Annotated in this window: 15 protein-coding genes; 8 read left to right on the top strand and 7 right to left on the bottom strand. The window is 56.9% G+C overall.

What is annotated here, in order from left to right:
* Positions 1 to 89: 89 nt before the first annotated feature.
* From ACWHYZ_RS21615 to ACWHYZ_RS21590, 6 genes are all read right to left on the bottom strand, one after another.
* The gene (locus tag ACWHYZ_RS21615) at positions 90 to 2,423 is read right to left on the bottom strand and encodes a TonB-dependent receptor domain-containing protein (protein WP_447984732.1); all 2,334 of its coding nucleotides are present in this window, start codon (positions 2,421 to 2,423) and stop codon (positions 90 to 92) included.
* A 410-nt stretch (positions 2,424 to 2,833) separates the two neighbouring features.
* On the bottom strand, positions 2,834 to 3,382 hold the full coding sequence (locus ACWHYZ_RS21610; RefSeq protein ID WP_447984731.1) for a TlpA family protein disulfide reductase: 549 nt from the start codon (positions 3,380 to 3,382) through the stop codon (positions 2,834 to 2,836).
* Complete coding sequence (locus ACWHYZ_RS21605) at positions 3,379 to 4,662, bottom strand: sialidase family protein (protein WP_447984730.1); 1,284 nt, start codon at positions 4,660 to 4,662, stop codon at positions 3,379 to 3,381. Before ACWHYZ_RS21605 ends, ACWHYZ_RS21610 begins: the two co-directional genes overlap by 4 nt.
* Positions 4,663 to 4,681: 19 nt before the next feature.
* Positions 4,682 to 5,800 (bottom strand): TonB family protein, encoded by a 1,119-nt coding sequence (locus ACWHYZ_RS21600; protein WP_447984729.1) that lies wholly within the window; start codon positions 5,798 to 5,800, stop codon positions 4,682 to 4,684.
* Between the two features lie 12 nt (positions 5,801 to 5,812).
* Entirely contained in the window at positions 5,813 to 6,262 is a 450-nt protein-coding gene (locus tag ACWHYZ_RS21595) for a hypothetical protein (RefSeq protein WP_447984728.1), read from the bottom strand.
* 159 nt (positions 6,263 to 6,421) lie between these two features.
* A complete protein-coding gene (locus ACWHYZ_RS21590) occupies positions 6,422 to 6,727 on the bottom strand; it encodes a hypothetical protein (RefSeq protein WP_447984727.1) in 306 nt (101 codons plus the stop codon).
* Between the two features lie 282 nt (positions 6,728 to 7,009).
* Between ACWHYZ_RS21590 and ACWHYZ_RS21585 the strand changes: the two genes are divergently transcribed.
* From ACWHYZ_RS21585 to secA, 3 genes are all read left to right on the top strand, one after another.
* Complete coding sequence (locus ACWHYZ_RS21585; RefSeq protein WP_447984726.1) at positions 7,010 to 7,858, top strand: hypothetical protein; 849 nt, start codon at positions 7,010 to 7,012, stop codon at positions 7,856 to 7,858.
* 176 nt (positions 7,859 to 8,034) lie between these two features.
* Positions 8,035 to 8,256 (top strand): hypothetical protein, encoded by a 222-nt coding sequence (locus ACWHYZ_RS21580; protein WP_447984725.1) that lies wholly within the window; start codon positions 8,035 to 8,037, stop codon positions 8,254 to 8,256.
* A gap of 147 nt (positions 8,257 to 8,403) precedes the next feature.
* The gene (gene secA / locus ACWHYZ_RS21575; protein WP_447984724.1) at positions 8,404 to 11,118 is read left to right on the top strand and encodes a preprotein translocase subunit SecA; all 2,715 of its coding nucleotides are present in this window, start codon (positions 8,404 to 8,406) and stop codon (positions 11,116 to 11,118) included.
* Positions 11,119 to 11,216: 98 nt separating this feature from the next.
* Here secA and ACWHYZ_RS21570 read toward each other — a convergent pair whose 3' ends face one another.
* Positions 11,217 to 13,841 (bottom strand): heavy metal translocating P-type ATPase, encoded by a 2,625-nt coding sequence (locus ACWHYZ_RS21570; protein WP_447984723.1) that lies wholly within the window; start codon positions 13,839 to 13,841, stop codon positions 11,217 to 11,219.
* 307 nt (positions 13,842 to 14,148) lie between these two features.
* Here ACWHYZ_RS21570 and ACWHYZ_RS21565 point away from each other — a divergent pair, with 307 nt between their 5' ends.
* The 5 genes from ACWHYZ_RS21565 (at position 14,149) to ACWHYZ_RS21545 (ending at position 18,897) form a co-directional block, all read left to right on the top strand.
* Entirely contained in the window at positions 14,149 to 14,496 is a 348-nt protein-coding gene (locus tag ACWHYZ_RS21565; protein WP_447984722.1) for a hypothetical protein, read from the top strand.
* 532 nt (positions 14,497 to 15,028) lie between these two features.
* Positions 15,029 to 15,640 carry an acetate uptake transporter gene (locus ACWHYZ_RS21560; RefSeq protein WP_447984721.1) on the top strand — a complete coding sequence of 204 codons (612 nt, stop codon included), beginning with the start codon at positions 15,029 to 15,031 and terminating at the stop codon, positions 15,638 to 15,640.
* A 246-nt stretch (positions 15,641 to 15,886) separates the two neighbouring features.
* Entirely contained in the window at positions 15,887 to 16,222 is a 336-nt protein-coding gene (locus tag ACWHYZ_RS21555) for a PilZ domain-containing protein (protein WP_447984720.1), read from the top strand.
* A 257-nt stretch (positions 16,223 to 16,479) separates the two neighbouring features.
* On the top strand, positions 16,480 to 17,349 hold the full coding sequence (locus ACWHYZ_RS21550; RefSeq protein WP_447984719.1) for an MOSC domain-containing protein: 870 nt from the start codon (positions 16,480 to 16,482) through the stop codon (positions 17,347 to 17,349).
* 171 nt (positions 17,350 to 17,520) lie between these two features.
* Complete coding sequence (locus ACWHYZ_RS21545; protein WP_447984718.1) at positions 17,521 to 18,897, top strand: glycosyltransferase family 2 protein; 1,377 nt, start codon at positions 17,521 to 17,523, stop codon at positions 18,895 to 18,897.
* The last annotated feature ends 167 nt before the right edge of the window (positions 18,898 to 19,064 follow it).

Genomic DNA, 19,064 nt, shown 5'->3' with positions numbered 1-19,064 from the left:
CAAACAACCGGTTACGTATACCAGGAGTGGAGCGCCTTGAACAGTTCAGAAGCCACTCTGCCGCTACTCCGTGAAGCTGATCGACCTCCTCAGAAAAGTCCCAACGTCACGCCGCCATAAATAGCGCGTCCGTAGCCGGCAAAGAAAAGCGTCTTGCTGGCATCCGGTGTGCTGTCGGCGACGACATTGCCGGAAGCGACATACCTTTTATCCAAGAGATTGTCCAGTTGGATATAGAATTTGGCGAAGCGAACATAGGGATTCTTGATCTCCACCATTTTATTGAGGTTCACGTTGAGCAACCAGTATGCCGGTGCCCCGACGGTGTTCCCGTTATTGAGAAAGTAACTGTTCCAATAACTGCTTTCGAACCAGCCGCCCCATCCCGAGGGATGGTAGTACTCTTCCTTCATGTTCAGCACATCGGTCGGCACGTTAGGGACTTGCTTGCCGTTTCGCGCCACCTGGGTCACAGGTCCGCCGACGAGCTGGAATTGATCGGTGAATTTGATGTATTCCGTGTCAATGTGCGTGTAGGCCCCGGAAAGCCGCCAGCCCGGTAATGGTCGCCAGTTATAGCCGACTTCCACGCCGCGATATCGCGAGGAATCGGCATTCACGGCGAAAGACCCCGTGTTCGTGGAATTGCTCTGAGTGATGATCTCATCTTTGAAATACACGAGGAAGCCCACCAGGTGAAGTGATAAGGTCTTGTGCACCTGAGAATCCGTTCCAATTTCGAGATTGAGATTTTTCTGAGGTTTCACGCTAAAGTTTGTTCCAGCCAATCCATCGAGTCCGGTCGTTAAATTACTAAACGTAGGAATGCCGTACCCTGTCGAAGCCCGAACCCAATGCCGAAATCCTTCGGCAGGCTTCCAGGTCAACGACATTTCAGGCGCATAGTTATAGAACGTCCGATTTGCGTTAGCCCGCGTGCTCACGGCGCCGGATGGGGCATAGTTGATGGTTTGTATGCTGAGCATCGATTGCTCAAAGCCAAATCCCGCGGCCACGGTCCATTTCGGAACAAACTCCAGCTCCTCACGGATTCGTCCGCCGATATTCCGGATCGTACCGTGGTTATTCTGCGCCAACGTGCCGCGCGTGCCATGAAAGTCATCCAGATTGGTAAATGTCTGCCCTTCCTGCTCCATATTATTGACGAAGAAGCCGACATAGCTTCTCAGCGGCATTTCTAAAAGTCGGCCATCATGACGAAGATCGGTATAGTGCTTGTAGTTCGGGTTGACATTGGCCGTGATTTGCGTAAAGGTTTGATTGATATCCTTGACGTCATAGTCGGCCTCGATCGTCAGGACGGTATTGGCATCGAGTTGGCGCTCGTACAACCCGCCGACAATGGTTCGGCGATCGATGCGGCCCTGGCCCAATCGCACCGCGTCATTGCAGGACCCCGTGGTCGCGCAGCCTGTTCCGCCTGCCTGCCGGGGGTCATTGTTGAATTGCGATTGAGTTAACCGAGTCGGCACCCGCGTATCGAGCCAATTGGTAATGGCCTTGAAATAGAAGTTTTGCTTATCGTCGACTCGAAAACGAAAATTCAAGTTGATCGTTTGCGTATTGTAGTTACTGTTGCGGATAAAACCGTCTTCGAGCTGCTGACTGCCGAACATGGAAATATCGAGATTGCTGTATTCCTTTCCCACGGCAAAGGCATACTTCTGATATCCGAACGACCCTCCGCTCAAAAACGTTTCCACTCCATTGATGTCGCTGCCGCGTCGGGTTTTAAAATGCACCATGCCGCCGAGCGCATAATTGTCATAGAGCGAGGAGGAGGCCCCGGCTAGTACTTCCACGCTCCGCATAAACCAGGGGTCGTTCATATCCAAGCGGGAGAGCCCGTCTGATTGTGTCTGGCTGATCCCGTCTTCATAGATTTTGAGATCTCTGATCGCAAACGACGTTTTGACTCCCGAGCCGCGAAGCGAAATACTAAAGTCACGCGGTCCGTTGGCCTGCCGCACCACGACACCGGGTAACGATTCCAGCGACTCCCGCATTGTACGGGTGGGTTGAGAGTCATATTCGCTGCGTGGCGTTGCCGTGAGCGTGACGCCATCCGGATGTTTTTGCAGCCGTCGGCTGGTGATGCTCATGTCCTCAAGAGAGATCTCCGGAGTCGCGCCTTCGTCGGGAGGCTGCTGTGTGACTTCTTCTGACGGAACCGGCTCGGACGCCGTTGGCGCGGCGGGCGTCGGCTGATCGGCCTGCTTCAATTGATCAAGCTCATCCAGGATCGACTTCAGCTGCTTTTCCAGTTTTTGTTTCCGCTGCATTTTGTCAGTGGGCTCGATCGCCGTCTCTTGAGCCAAGACGGCTGCGGGGAGCGCGAAATAAATAAGAGTACCTAAGGCAATCATTCGAATCTGATAACAAACGACATGGGACGATGGCATGGCCCGCAATCCTTTCGATCTGTAAGCACACGTGCTAGCCGCAAACGAGCACACGTGTTGTGCGGCGCAAGTTAAGCGAGTATGGCGAAAAACTATGCGGGAATGTCAGATCGAGAAGACAGGCGGAGGCCTGGCGGTGATAAAGATCAACCGGACAGAAATGGCCCTTACGACCGGAAGAAGAACAGACGTAAGGGGAAGCCAGACAAGAAGGATATGGGCGGAGACATCCACAGCACTCTGGTGCACACTGGCATGACAGGCCCATGCACACGCGAGGGCATGACTAACCGGCTTCTGGTGGTGATGGTGAGCCGTTTGTCCGTCAGATGTCGGACAGGCGCCGGCCACAAAGCCGACGAGGACGTAGAGCAGGACGCAAGAAATCGCGAAGGCGCGCAGGCCTGTGTTCACGGAGCGGTCTCACGAAGATGCCGAATGAACCCCATGGCGTCAGGACCGTCCCATTCTCGCGGTCCGACGGCTCGGCCGGCGACCGTCCCATCTTTTGAGATGAAGACCGTCGTTGGGAGTCCACGGACCATGAAGGCCAGAGAGACGTCACGTTGTTCATCGAGCAGCACCGGCAACGCCGAATTGAATTGCTTCATAAATTGCTGGATGCCGGTTCGTTCATGTTCGGTCGTGATTGTGAGGATCGCCACGTCACGTGGGTCGAACTGACGGCTTAACCGATCTAGGGCGGGCATTTCTTCTTTACAGGGTCCGCACCACGTGGCCCAGAAATTGAGGACCACCACTTTTCCCCGCAATTGCGAAAATTGCACGATCTTCCCGTCGACCGTGGAAAGTTCAAATGAAGGGAGCAGAGTGCCTGCGCCGGCCCGGCTTAGCTTCAGACGGGAAAAACTATCGTCTGCCTGTGCGAGTCCTGCCAGACAGGCGCTAAGTATCAGGCACGCGACGATCCTTCCTGTCCAGTTCATGGCACGGTTCACTGCGCTGCTCGTTCCCGCAGCGCGACGGGGCTGGGCTCCGGCACGATCAGGCGTTGCAGAACGATCCGATGGGCGGGCATGGCGTGTTCTTTCCACGCCAGCATAAATTCACCTGAGGGGCTCACGGCAACCGTCGGCATTTCGCCCTTCTTTTCATTGACCTTGTATGGCGTGCTGAACGTCTGTCCCCGGTCCAACGAATGACTGACGACCACTTCGCGCCGAACGGGGGAGAGTTCTTCCCAGGTCGCCACCACTCGGCCACGACGATCGACCGCCAGCTGCGGATGATCCGGGAACGTGCCTTTCGAATGATTCAACTGGTGTTTGGGCGAAAAGGTCTGGGCGCGATCGTCTGAATAGGCCAGATAGACGGCCGGCGTTTCATCCTCGCCCTCGGTATACCAGATCACATACACTCGGCCGTCGCCGTCTACACCCAATGAAGCCGGGCGATGCGGACAGCTCGGATAGACCCAGCGGTCGTGGCCCACGACGACCGGCTCGGAAAACGTCGTGCCTCCATCGAATGATCGCGCGACCACCGTCTCTCGCATGTCGCCGAACATTTTGCGCCATGCGACGTACACGGCGCCGTCCGGCGCAATCGCGACCGACGTCCGACAGCAGACGCAGGTCTCATCGTCGATCTTGGTATTCCTCTCAAAAGTTGCCCCATGGTCGTTAGAACGGGTCACATAGGTGGCAGCAGATTTCTTGCCGCCGCGCCCGTCGATCCAGGCGACGTGGATCGCGCCGTCCCGGCCGATGCGGACCGAGTCGAAGCTATGATTCACAAGCTCGCCATCATCATTGACCAAGGCAGACGGCAAGAACGTCTTACCCCCATCAATCGAACGACTGAGGCGCAATTCGTTCGCGAATGGTTTATCAGCCGGACTCTGCGGCGGCATTTTGGCCCAGACGAGGTAAATGTGTTCACCCTGCACTTCCAGCGCCGGCGCCTCTTGCCGCCAGTAGGGCACCTCATCCTGGCTATTCACGGCAACAGGCGAAGACAGCGATTGGCCTGAAGGCATTGTATGCGTATAGTGCAGGGTCCGGCCGTTCTCCTTCTCCTCCATCCAGGCCACATGAGCGATATTATTCTCATCGAGCTGAATCGAGGGCCCGACCATCGACTTGGCTTTGATGTCAAGAACGAGTTTGGGCTCGAAGCGAACCCTCGGTTGAGGTGATAGCTCAGCCGCTTCAACCGATAACGGCAGAGCCACTGTGATGGCCACTAGGCCTAACGACCGCAGTGAGTGCCGCCTCATCGCTCCACCTCCTTCATTGCTATTCAAGCCGATAGTCGATGGGAATCATGACCACGACTTCGGGTCGTCCCAAGTCATGTTTCATGGGCACCGGACAAATACGCCGGATCACGTCCATGGCGGCCTCATCTAAGAGGCGATGGCCTGAACTTTCCTTGATGCTCAAATCTCCCAGATGCCCATCGGCCCTGATCACGGCGCGTAGAATGACTTTCCCCTCTAGATGATTGAGACGCGCTTGCGCGGGGTAGTGCTTCATTTCGACGATCCGTCGCCACAGCGCGTCACGCACCCACCCATAATCGGCGCGCGGCCGCGGCGTGTTCGTCGGGGCGGCTTTGGCTACGACCGTCCGTTCCTCTTGGACGACATCATTCTTGGTCGTCGCGTTCTCGGTCGAGCGGGAAGAATTGGGTAGTGTCTCATGATTCTGAACAAGTGGCGCGGTCTCTACCGGTTGTTGCACCACCGGGTTGACAGCCTGCTCCATCGGCTGAGACGTCGCCCGTTCGGCCACAATGGGACTGGCCTTTTCCAGCGCAGGTGCGGGCTGATGAGTCACTTCAGCATGTTGCACGGCCTCTCCAGTCCGCTGCACGGGAGGGGCTTCGACGCTGCGTTCCGCCGGTGCGGGACTGGATTCGGCAACCTGTGTTGGGCGTTCGATGATGGCGGGGGCTGTCTCGGCTTGTGGGGCGACTACCGGAGGCGTCTCCACCGCAGAAGGACGCACCTCTGGTTTCCGTTCCATTGGTTGAACGGGCTCCACCGCCTGGACGTGTCGCTCGATACGCTGTTCCAGTGGTTTGGTCTCGACCTGCTGCTTCGTCGTTTCAACGCGGCGTTCTACAGGCATTGGCTTGGTAGTCTCCCGAGCCACTGGCTTTGATGGAGGCGCCTCTTGTGCCGGTTTTGACGGAGCCTCAACCGGCGCAGCCGGTGCGGGAGACTCTTGGGACGGTACGGGCTCGACCATCGCGACGTTCCACCGGAACGGATCGTCTTGCGGAGGCAGCGTGATACGTGTGCCAAGCGCGATCATGAGTCCAAGGAGGAGGGTATGGGCGGCCACCGAATACAGCCATGCCTGTATCCGAAGCCGGTCATCCCATCCAGTGCTGTGTACCCATTCACTCATGCTGCACCTGTGCTACTTAAAAATGATTTTCGTAATGGTGGAGACGGGGATCTCCGTTTGTCCGAAATCCGACTCACCACGGAAGCTTCCCGCCAGCGCAGCCATAAACTCTCCGCTTTTCCCATTCGTCAGCGTAATCGCGAACACGGGCAATGTCTTCTCCGCTCCCTGCTTCACATCGATCTGCTTGATCGTCTCGAACTTCACTTGCACGGTGGCTGTCCCTCGCTTCACCGGGAGTTGCCGGAGTTCATGGGGGACAAACGCGGTCTCGCTGATCTTTTCTTCCCAATAAAACGAGACGTTCTTCACCTCTGTGTCGATGCCCTGCGTATCGGTAATCAATGCGTTGAACGTCTTCTCCGCTTTGGATTGGGCGACCGCCTGATCCGTAAAGGCAAGCCAGGCGGCGATGAAGCTGAGGGCCACAATCGCTGCAAGGGGTCCTGTTCTTCTCGTCATGCAAGCACTCCTCAAATGGCACGGGCAGGTAGGCAGCTGACTCGTGAAGTTACGTAATTACGGTGATGCGCATCCTAGGCCTTCACTGGTTGTACTACCATCGGATGGCGGTGTTGACTGAACACGACATCGATGGCGCCGCCATGTCAAAAGGATCGTTTAAGCGAAGAAGGAAGGAGGACCGCGGGTCGTGAGGGCAATCACGTGATGTTCGATTGGCTGTCGGGCGATGAACAGATCATCGAGAGACGCCACTTCGAATTCCACCTGGAAGTTGAATGAGATGTATTCTTGCGCCTGACCGGCCGCGCACATCCACGTACACAAGGCGGTCGAATGCGTGGCAGCTTTGTGGTGAGTATGATGTGCGGCATGAGCCACGGTCTGTGGATACATGGCCCCGCTTAAGACGAGCAGGCAGAGCACTAGTCCAATGGCAACGAGACGTGTTCCGAAGGGTGGCATTACGGGAATACTAGTCGCACTGATTCCTGCAAGTCAAGATCGGCGTTTTCTCCTGCGCAGCGCGCAAACCGCTAACGGAAAACACCATCCCCCGATGGTTGGCCTTGACGCGATGGAGGCGAATTACTACCATCGTGGCGTGCGTAGTTGTCCTATAGCATTACGGGACTTATGAGCATCGTTGCCGAAGGGCGTTGCCGACGACCAAACAACGGTCTAGTACATGGATCGGACTCTTTATTCCAGCAAGGCCAGCCGATGACAAGACGAAAGGAGAACCATATGAATTGGGTTACGAAGTCGATACTCGGCGGCATCGCGGTCGTTGTCACTGTGGCCGGCCAGGCGGCCGCCGAAGGGCTGCCCGATATTCTTGGCATCCAGCTCGGCATGCCGGCGCGCGATGCCCATGCGAAGCTGCAAGCGCAACTTCCCAAGAATAAAATCGTGATTATGTCGGACAATCTGCCGACGATTGATAAGCCGGTCATCAAATCATTTTCATCGGCGCCGCCGGAGCAAATTATGATGGGGATGGAAGCCGATCAGGTGACCGTTGATGTGACGCTACCCCCGAATAAGCAGGCGGTGTGGAGGGTGGTTCGGCAACACTACTTCCCCAACAAAGGCATCCCAAAGACTACACTGCTGGCCTCGTTGCGGGAGAAGTATGGAAAAGAAACACTGACGAATGTCACCAGCGGCAAGCCGGCAGCGGACGACAGCAAAATCGAAAATCTTCTCTGGCTCTTCGATGAACAGGGCCGTCCAGCTCCTCTGCCTTCTTCTTCAGGAGGCAACGCACCGGATTACGCCACGGCTTTAAGCCTGTCTTCCTGCACAGCGGGAAGTTGGGATACGCATCTCGGTCTCATCGAAGTCTATGCGGATCTGTACAAGGGCAACAATCCCCAGAATGATTGGTGTTATGTCCACTTTACTGCGGTCTTTGCTCTGGTCACACAATCGGATCCTCCGGAATTGTACAGCCAGATGCGAATGGTAAACATGAGTTTTCCCCTCGCGTTGCGCGCGTCAGAAGTCACCCTGAAGTGGAAAAAGGGGATCGCCGAAGGCAAGCACAAGCAGGATCTCGAGAAGGCGAAGCAACAGGAGAAGCCGAAGCTGTGAGGGTTCAGAGAGAGCGCCACTGTCTCGTGGCGGAGGAGACACCATGTCACGAATCGCTCCGTCTTATCGGACCGCCATCTCCGTCCTGCTCTGTGAACTGATAATCATGACCGGTTCCCTCTGCTTGGCGCAGCGCAACGCCCTGCCGACGGCGTTGCCGCCGCAAAAGAAACCGTGTGAGGGTCCTGACGAAAGCAGAGGCGGAAGCCATTATGGGGCAGGCAGACCTCCGGGGCAATAACTCCGTCGACTGCTGGTATGTGGAAGCCGGATGGACCAACAAGCCCCCGAAGAACAAGCAGGTCAGATTGGGTATTCATACCAAGCGTACGTGCAGAGTCGTCAAGATGACGACGACTACGCCCCTGACTGAAACCACTCCTTCCGTCTTTGCGTAATCAAGCGCAGTCCAGCGAACCTCCTCAATTCAGCTCCCGCAATTTGTGTCCCCATTGCTGCGGTGGCAATCCGTATAGGATTCATGGCCAAATTCTTGTATACTGACCGATGCACACGAAAACCTTTTGAATTTGAGTAGGGTCACTATGGTTGCTGGTCTGCTAAACATGATTTTCGGAAGCAAGAACGATCGCGAGATCAATGAGTTGCGTCCGATCGTTGCCTCCATCAACGCCTTAGAGCCATCCGTCTCCTCTCTAACCGATGCAGCGCTGGCTGAAAAATCGGTCGAACTCCGCAAGCGCCATGCAGATGGTGAAAGTCTGGACGATCTCCTGCCGGAGGCCTTTGCGATTTGCAGGGAAATGTCCAAGCGTGTCCTATCCATGCGGCACTTCGACGTTCAACTCATGGGCGGCATGATCCTGCACAAAGGTCGCATCGCCGAAATGAAAACCGGCGAAGGGAAAACCCTCGTCGCGACGCTGGCCCTCTATCTGAATGCCTTGTCCGGCAAAGGCGTACACCTCGTCACCGTCAACGACTATCTTGCCAAGCGTGATGCACAATGGATGGGCGTGCTGTACAACGCGCTGGGGATGTCCGTCGGCGTCATTCAACATGATGCCTCGTTCCTGTTCGACCCCCAATACGAAGCGGCAGACAAACGGCTGCAGAACTTGCGTCCCTGCACGCGGCAGGAGGCGTATCGCGCCGACATTACTTACGGCACGAACAACGAATATGGGTTCGACTACTTGCGGGATAACCTGATCGTCGCGAATTTGGACCAATGCGTCCAGCGGGAACTGAATTTTTCCATTGTGGACGAGGTGGACAGCATTCTCATTGATGAGGCACGCACCCCGCTCATTATTTCCGGTCCGACCGATCAATCCACGGATCTGTACTACCGGATCAATTCGATCATTCCGCAGCTCAAGATCGAGCGGGACTATACCATCGAAGAAAAAACGAAGACCGCCGCGCTGACCGAAGAGGGCAATGCGCGAGTCGAGAAGCTTCTTGGCGTCGAGAACCTCTACGATCTCGCCCATATGGATCTGGTGCATCATGTGGTCAAGGCGCTGCAGGCGTATGCGATCTACAAGCGCGATGTGGACTACGTCGTGAAAGACGGCGAAGTCATCATCGTCGACGAGTTTACGGGACGATTGATGCCGGGACGGCGCTGGAGCGATGGGCTGCACCAGGCGGTCGAGGCGAAAGAAGGCGTCAAGATCGCGAACGAAAATCAAACGCTGGCGTCGGTCACGTTCCAAAACTTCTTCCGCATGTACAAGAAGCTGGGCGGCATGACCGGGACGGCCGATACCGAAGCGAGCGAGTTCGCCAAGATCTATAATCTCGATGTGAATGTGATCCCGCCCAATCGTCCGATGATCCGGAAGGATTTCGCCGATGTCATCTATCGAACTGAAAAAGAGAAGTTCGAGGCAATCGTCGAAGAGATCAAGGAGTGCTACGAACGCGGGCAGCCGGTCCTGGTCGGCACCATCTCCATTGAAAAGTCGGAGCGCCTCTCAGGCTACCTGAAACGGCACGGCATCAAACATAATGTGCTCAATGCCAAATACCACGAGAAAGAAGCGGAAGTCATCGCGCAGGCCGGTCAAAAAGGCGCGGTCACGATCGCCACCAATATGGCGGGCCGCGGCACCGACATTCTGCTCGGCGGCAACGCGGACTTTCTCTTCAAGCAAATCCTCTATCGCGACGAAACGCTCCCTGAGGACCGCAAGAAAACGATTCTTGAAGAGATCAAGGCGGAGTGCGAAGCCAATAAGAAGGAAGTGATTGCGCTGGGCGGCCTCCATATCATCGGTACGGAGCGCCATGAGAGCCGCCGCATCGACAATCAGTTGCGTGGCCGCGCGGGGAGGCAGGGCGATCCTGGATCGTCGCGTTTCTATCTCTCGCTGGAAGACGACCTGTTGCGCATTTTCGCGTCCGAACGCATCTCCAATTTGATGTTAAAACTAGGCATGGAAGAAGGGGTGCCGATCGAGCATGGCATGGTGACGCGTGCGATCGAGAACGCCCAGAAAAAAGTCGAGGCGCACAACTTCGATATTCGCAAACAGCTGCTTGAATACGATGACGTCATGAACAAGCAACGCGAGGTGATCTACCTACACCGGCGCGCCGTCCTAGTCGGGGAAGACTTGAGCGGCGAAGTGCAGGAGATGATCACGGAAGTGACGGACTCGATGCTTGATGTCTACTGTCCGGAAAATCAATATCCCGAAGAGTGGGATGTCGGTGGACTGGTCGAAGCTGTTCACGCCCAATTTGGTCTCAATCTCGCGGAAATCGATGGCATGGCGCCCGAGCACCTCAAGGACCTTGGCCGCGACGCACTCCGTGAGGAGCTTCGTCAGCACGTTCAGGAAGCGTACCAAAAGAAGAAACAGGAACTTGGCGCGGACCTGTTACGCTACCTGGAAAAGATGGTGCTGCTCCAGGTCATCGATCAGCATTGGAAGGATCATCTGCTCGGCATGGATCATCTTCGCGACGGCATCGGTCTGCGCGGGTACGGCCAGAAAGATCCGCTCATCGAGTATAAACGCGAAGGATTCGACATGTTCGCCGGCATGATGGAACGTATCAAGGGCGATACACTTGATCGACTGTTCCATGTTCAAGCCGTTCGCGGTGAAGCCCCGCCGCCACCGCCACCGCCTGTCATGGCGCCGCCCAAGCTCACCCTCAACCGTGGTGGCGACGAACCGATTGCCGCCAAAACCGTCCACCGTGAACACGACAAAGTCGGCCGCAACGATGCGTGCCCCTGCGGCAGCGGAAAAAAATACAAGAAATGTCATGGAAATAAGTAATCGATCCTAAAGGCAGAAAAGCCAGCGACTACAGACCCGCGCCGCCGTTCTCATCGGCGTCGCGGGTCTTGCTATGTTAGGACCGGTTGAGGAGCGGCCTAGAGTTTCAACGTTCGAAGACGCAACGCATTCCCAATTACCGATACCGAGCTGAACGTCATGGCTGCGCTCGCGATCATGGGGCTCAGTAGCACGCCGAAGAATGGATACAACAGCCCTGCCGCGATCGGCACACCGAGTAGGTTGTAGCCGAACGCGAACACCAAATTCTGCCGGATGTTCCGCATCGTGGCATGGCTGAGCCTGCGAGCGCGCACGATCCCTCGCAAGTCACCCTTCACCAATGTGATGCCCGCGCTTTCCATCGCCACATCCGTCCCGGTTCCCATCGCGATCCCGACGTGAGCCTCGGCCAATGCAGGCGCATCGTTAATTCCATCGCCGGCCATGGCGACGGTACGTCCCTCAGATTGCAGCTCTTTGATGATCGCCGCTTTCTCAGTCGGCAAGACTTCGGCATGGACGGCATCGATCCCGAGCCGCCGGGCAACAGCCTGAGCGGTCGTTTGGTTATCGCCGGTCAGCATGACAATCCGGACGCCTTCGCGGTGAAGCATATTAATCGCTTCATAGGCAGATGCTTTGATCGGGTCGGCGACACTGATCAATCCCGCCGGTTGGCCATCGATCGCCAGAAATATGACGGTCTGTCCCTCTTTTCGTAGCGGCTCGGCCAGTTCGAACAGAGCCCCCACGTCAACGGACTGTTCCTTCAGCAATTGTGTCGTGCCGATGGTCACGGTCCTGCCATCGACGATTCCCGTCACGCCTTTGCCTGTCAAGGATTGAAAATGCTGGGGTTTCACCAGGCGGATTTGTTTAGCCACTGCCGCTTCCACAATCGTGGCGGCCAAGGGGTGTTCGCTGAGCTGTTCAAGGCTGGCCGCAAGCCGGAGCGCTTCGGGCTGGCTGTGCCCCGACAGAGTGAGCGCCGCCATAAGACGGGGTTTCCCCTCAGTTAACGTCCCGGTCTTGTCGACCACTAGCGTATCGACCTTTTCTAGTATCTCCAGCGCTTCCGCATGGCGGATCAGTACGCCCACAGTCGCACCCCGCCCGGTGCCGACCATAATAGACATCGGCGTTGCCAATCCCAATGCGCAGGGGCAGGCGATGATCAGCACAGCAACTGCATTGAGTAACGCGTAGGCCATCCTCGGCTCCGGGCCATAGAAGGCCCACAGCGCGAAGGTAATGGCGGCGATGGCGATTACCAAGGGCACGAAATAGCCCGCGACGACATCGGCCACGCGTTGAATCGGAGCACGAGTCCGCTGCGCCTCGCTCACCATGCGCACGATCTGCCCGAGCAGCGTCTGGCTGCCGACCTTCTGGGCCCGCATGATGAAACTGCCGGTGCTGTTGACCGTGCCGCCTATGGCTGTATGACCCGGTGATTTTTCGACAGGAATCGGCTCTCCGGTGACCATCGACTCATCGACAAAGCCGGTCCCTTCCAGGACGATACCGTCTACGGGAATTCTCTCGCCGGGCCGCACGCGCAAACGATTGCCGATCTGGACGTGCTCCAACGGTACGTCTTCTTCGCGGCCATCCTCGCGCGCAATACGTGCAGTCCTGGGAGCAAGGCCAAGCAGGGCCTTGAGGGCGCTGCTGGTTTTGCTGCGCGCCCGCAATTCCAAGACTTGCCCCAAGAGCACCAAGGTCACGATGACGGCAGCCGGTTCGAAATAGACCGCGATTTCACCGCCGTGTCCGCGGAACGATTCTGGAAAGAAGCCTGGGAACAGAGCCGCAGCCACGCTATACAAATAGGCGGCGCTTGTCCCAAGGCCGATGAGCGTGAACATGTTGAGATGGCGATTGACGATCGACGTCCACGCGCGTTGAAAGATCGGCCATCCGGCCCACACGACGACGGGGGTGGCCAGGGCAAACTGGCCCCAGATCAGAGTCTTGTGGGAAAACATCTCTTGCAGTGGTTGTCCTGGGAGCATCTCTGAAATCATCAGGGCAAGGATCGGCGCCGTGAGAGCGAAGCTGATCCAAAAACGGCGCGTCATATCGACCAATTCGGGATTGACCTCCTCCGCCATGACCGTGCGCGGTTCCAGCGCCATCCCGCAGATTGGGCACTGACCTGGTTCCGACCGGACCACTTCCGGATGCATGGGGCAGGTATATTCCGTGCGGGTCGGTGGAGCGGTAAATTCAGCGGGCTCTAACGCCATTCCGCATTTGGGGCAGGCGCCCGGCCCTTGTTGACGTACCTCGGGGTCCATCGGGCATGTGTATTCTGCATGGTCCTTATCAAGAGGCGCCATCGAGTCGTCCGGATGAGGCGCAGGTCCGGACGCTGATGTCCCGATATAGCGATCAGGATGGGCCTTAAATTTCTTCAGGCAGTGATCACTGCAGAAGTAGTACGTCTGCCCGGCATGTTCTGCCATGCCGGCTGCCTCGCTTGGCTCTACATTCATCCCGCACACCGGGTCCTTCTGGGAGCCGGTGGACGCTCTTGGTGTGGTGTACCGTGCCGGGTCGGCCTTAAAGCGATTCAAACAGGACACATTGCAAAAGTAGTACGTCTGTCCTGCATGTTCATAGGATCCAGCCGCATGCGACGGGTCCACCGCCATGCCGCACACTGGGTCGATAGCCGTGGCATCCTGATGGTTGTGAATCATTGGAAGTGATTTCATCGTCTTCCCTCGTCGGTTTCTCCCATTCTACCCGTCTAAGCGTCTCAATTGCTTAGGCCCCGACCTATCGCTTTTTCTCAGCCATGAACATGAATACTGTGTAAGACTGAGTCGGGTCAATATTCAAGCCGCTTCCGACATCGATATCAGACTAGGCCGACACCCCTGCTCGTTGCCCGCATGGTCTGATGAGTGCGACAGGGCCAAGGTGAAGCTTTGCGCCATCGGGGGTTATGAAACGGCCCACCATGTCGTAGCAGTCGCTTTGGCCCTATTGTTTCCTCAACCATACGAAGAGGAGGTGGACATGACAGCCATGAAACTCCGAGTCGGAACGGTTGGAACGCTCGCAGCCGCTTTGGTGCTGGCATCCGGGATGGCGAGCCACGCGGCCGATCCATCAACGGATGCGGCTCAAGGACAGCAAGCAGAGCTGATGAAGGGAACCATCCAAGGCGAAGTGAAGAAAGTTCAACCGGATGCCGTGATCGTTGAAGTTGAGGCCGACAAGACCGACAAGAAGGAAGTCCGCTTGCCATTGAATCAGGCCACCCATATGGGACCTGTCGGTGAGGGAGATCAAGTGGTCGCCTTTGTGACACCGGGAGGAACCACGACGTCAATTCAGCCGCTTGATAGTCGCTGGTATCGGTAAGCAGCGGTGCCAGAGAAAAGGGGGCAGGGCGACGTTAAGCCCTGTCCCTAGGCGCGCTTACCGAACGCGGGAAAGGAGGCTCATGTCTTCCACGATTGCCCTTGTCGCCGATTCGCTTTCCGCTTTAGCTCCAGTCCGAGTGTGGGAATGCTTGCAGTGTCATCGACGGTGGGCGACAGACCAGGAGACCGGTTGTCCGTACTGTCTAGATGCGGAAGCAGACCCGACGTTAGAACGAGGAACTCCGGTCTCATCGATTGATCGTTGACCCGAATGCACGATTGCGCGTCGATCATTGACGACCGTTCCACCCACTGCTCGCCACACGACTTTCCTCGACGTCGGGTGAATAAGCGACCATTCTGAATATTCTAAGAATAGAGGGTACCACTTAACCGCCCTACTTCGGATTGGCCGCGCCTAATTTAGGGTCTTTACTGAATTTACTTGCCTTTTTGAAGGTGCCTCAAGCATGCTTCCTCAGCGCGGTAGTGACGGCATTGACCGTCCCTTCGCAAGGGGAGGAAGCTCTATGCTGGGAGAAGACAGTCAGTCGCGCCGCATCGATGTGCTTGCCATTGGCCTATTCGGGCTTTCGGTTGGAGCACTGACGGTCGGCTTTGCTCAACTCGGAATCATCCCCGAATCCAACAGAATCGGCACGCTCGTCATTGCCCTTCTGTTCGGCGGGCTCGTGCAAATCTTAGCGGGCATCACCGATATCCGGTATCACGAACAATTGGGCGGGACTGCGCTGACCATGTACGGATTCTTCTGGCTCACTGTATCAACGGCCAAGCTGGTCAGCGCCAGCACATCCATTCATTTTCATATGGTCCTGTATGCGCCCATCAACGTTGTCTATGCCGCGTTTTCCGCGGTGATGGTCTATTTGACGGCCTACCGAAATGTCACCTTAAGCTTCCTCCATGCGATCATTGCGTTCACCTTCCTGGTCACAGCACTCGCGCGATTGGACTTCATCAGCGAAACCCTCCCCGGAATGGGCCATGTCCTCGTAGGAGTGTTGGCCTTTTATTACGCGATCGCGAGTTTGATTCATGCCTTCACCGGCGAAGTCGTAGTGCCGTTGGGCCCTCCGCTGTTGCAGCGCAAGGCCCTCAGACCGACGCGAGTCGCTTAAAAAGCGGTCACAGCCCGGGGAAGGTTCTCTATCTCGGGATTCCGCCACGGCTTTTGTGTAGATCGTCCAGGCGAACCGCTTTGTTCCCTGCCCCGTCCCACGCTTCACTCGCACAGGGCCAATTACGTCCTACAGATAGAGCCAAAATTCCTAATTGTCATGACGCCGGAATTGGCGTAGCATTCAGACCTTCGTACTGCGAATCGTCTCGTCCACAACCTTCATTCCATATCCGGGAGGTATGCCATGCAACAACCCCGGCCCTCACGTTTTCCAGTTCAACTTCCGGTCACGTTCTCGGGCAGTCAGGGAGCCGGTTCAGGCCTGGTCTGCGAGCTTTCAGAAACCGGGTGCTGCGTGACGTGCGAAGAATACATCGAGGCCGGCCCCTCGCTCGTCCTGCACATTACGTTACCCGGTGAGTATGCCGCACTCAAAACTGATGGCTCTGTCCGCTGGAAGCAGGGAGGGACGCTGGGGATCAAATTCGAGTGGCACCGTCGCGAAGAAAAGCAGCGGTTCATGCATTTCCTGAGCGCAGTGACACGGGCCGCGGAGCGTCGCTTTCGACAAGCGTCGTGATGAGGGGAGACCCGGCTCTCCTTATTTGTCCTTTCCGTCGTCAAGCTCCTCGCGGGCGGCGCCAATGTGCTGAGAGGCGTCGGCGCGTGAGATACATCCGGCATCCAAGTAGATACCGGCGCAATCCATCCCCCTATCGGCTATGTAAATCGCCTAAATTTGAAGCGAAGCCGTGAAGCGCGGAATGAACCGTGCTGTCCTGTATGCTCGGGTGCTCAAAGAAAAGACTTCGTCACACATGCCGCTGAAGGAAGACAATGTCACCAACAATAGAAGCCGAGATAGGAGCGATCGTATCGCTGTGGCGATACCCCGTCAAATCGATGATCGGCGAGGAAATACCGGCTGTCGACGTGACGGAATACGGATTGGTAGGCGATCGGGCCTATGCGCTCGTCGACAGAGCCGATGGCAAGGTCGCCACAGCCAAGAACCCCGGTAAATGGCCGACGCTGTTTGCCTACAGTGCGACCTTTCTAGAGCCACCACGTAATGGGGACCCCGTGCCGCCGGTCCGCATGACGCTGCCCGATGGTACGGCGGTCACCAGTACACAACGTGATTGCAATCAGCTACTTTCCACGGCGCTCAGGCGTCACGTCGCTCTTGCCGCAGCGAGGCAAGGCAAGGTGACCGGCGTGCCGCCGTCACTCGCGCCCTCGTGGACGGCGAAATCCGAAGAGTACTGGCCGGATATCGAGGGCCTTGACCACCGGGATACCGTCACTGACTTCGCGCTCCCGACCGGCACGTTTTTCGATGGTGCGACCGTCCACCTTCTGACGACTGCCACGCTGGACCGGCTTCGAGACTGGTATCCGCAAGGGCGCTTCGAGGTCCAGCGCTTTCGTCCGAACCTCGTCGTGGAATCTGCGGGAGGGGAGCACGGCGTCGTCGAGCAGACGTGGATCGGTCGCACGCTCGCGATCGGAGACGAGGTGCGCCTGCATGTCACGGGACCCTGCGGGCGCTGCGTGATGACGACGCTTGCTCAAGGAGACCTTCCGAAGGATACCGGGATTTTGCACACCGCGGTGAAACATATCAAGGGCCACGTGGGGGTGTACGCCACGGTGGTGCACGGCGGGACCATCGGCCGGCACGATCGCGTAAAAGCGCTCATGTAACGCACACCCGAAGATCCCTCCAGGCAGACCTCCAGCTTTTTGCCTCGACTTAGACAATACGGGAAAGAGGCGGGGCAAGAAATCTACATAGAAAAACAGACCTGCTCTTGACAGCGCGCCTCCTACGCACTTACCTTGCACGTTCCATTCATCTATTTACTTAGGAATAATATGACGCCTGTGACCCTCGATGCGACCGCTCCCTCGGAGATCCTTCCGCATTCATCGGACAAACGGCACATACGGTTCACCGCCGATTCACGTTTCGTCATTGCGGTCATCATGGTGTTCGGAGCTGGGATCGCCTGCGCGATTCGATTCGGCCATGAAGTGTTCGACCCCCTTGCCGAATCGTTAACGATACAGGGGTGGGCCGCCCTCATCGCAAGACCAAGCCTGCTATGGTTCAGCATGGGGATGCTCCTCCTCGTGATCCGCACGCTTCTCTGGGTGCGCTATCACCCCTTTCCCGTCGCCGAATACGAGCACGCCCCGAAGATGTCCATAGTGATCCCGGCCTATAATGAAGGAGCCATGGTACGCAAAGCGGTGGAATCGTGTGCGCAGGCAGAGTATCCCCACGATCGACTGGAAATCATCGTCGTGGATGATGGCAGTACGGACGACACCTGGGCGCACGTGAGGCACGCCAGGCGGCAGTACCCCAATCTGGTGCGCACCGTGCGGTTTCCAGTCAATCGCGGAAAACGCGCTGCCCTCGCAGCGGGGTTTATGAAGGCAGCCGGAAGCATTATTGTGACGGTCGATTCGGACAGTGTCGTTGAACCTGAAGCCCTCTTGGCCATCGCAGGCCCATTCCGGGACGAGCGGGTCGGTGCAGCGGCCGGAAAAGTCTGCGTCCTGAACAGATTTCGGGCCATCCTGCCCCGCATGCTCCATGTCCGGTTCGTCTTGTCCTTCGATTTCCTTCGAGCCGTGCAGTCAACCTATGGCACGGTATATTGCTGTCCCGGAGCCCTGTCGGCCTATAGGGCTTCGGTGATCAAGCCGCTGGTACCTGCATGGTTGAAGCAACGATTTATGGGCGGAGAATGCACGATTGGAGAAGACCGGGCGCTCACGAACGACATTCTCGCGGCCGGGTACAAGGCTGTGTACCAACGCACCGCGGTCGTTCACACGCTTGCCCCGGAAAGCTATCCGCAGGTGTCCAAGATGCTCCTCCGCTGGGAGCGCAGCAATATCCGGGAAGAATTGCGGCTGTGGAAAATTATGTGGAAGCTCCCGTTTCCCGCACTGGCGCTGACCATGATCGAGAGCACCGTCACGAACTTACGGTATCCCGCAGCGTACGGCTCCCTCGTCCTCTTAATCCACCTCAGCGTACAAGACCCCTTGACACTTCTCCGCCTGCTCATATCGATGGGGATCGTGTCCGTGTTCTATACGCTCTATTTCCTTCACAGCGAGCGATCCCGTGAGTTTTTGTTTGGCGTGCTGTATGCCTACTTTTCGTTTTTCGGCCTCTTCTGGATTTTTCCGTATGCCCTCGTGACGGTGCGGAACCGGTCGTGGTTGACTCGCTAACCGAGCAAGAGAATCGCGTCAGGCCCAGCTTCTTGAGGCGTGAGCCCGGCCATCAAATAGCCCCCGAATAGATTCCAGAACGGTCATTTTCCCCGGCCGTTCCTTAGTCTTCGATCTTTCCTGCTTCGGTCCACTGATATCCGGCATGCAGACTCTCAGCACGCTTG

The organism is Nitrospira sp. Nam74, from assembly GCF_965152615.1.
The sequence above is the reverse complement of the archived record's forward strand: the minus strand, read 5'-3'. Positions and strand labels throughout refer to the sequence as shown.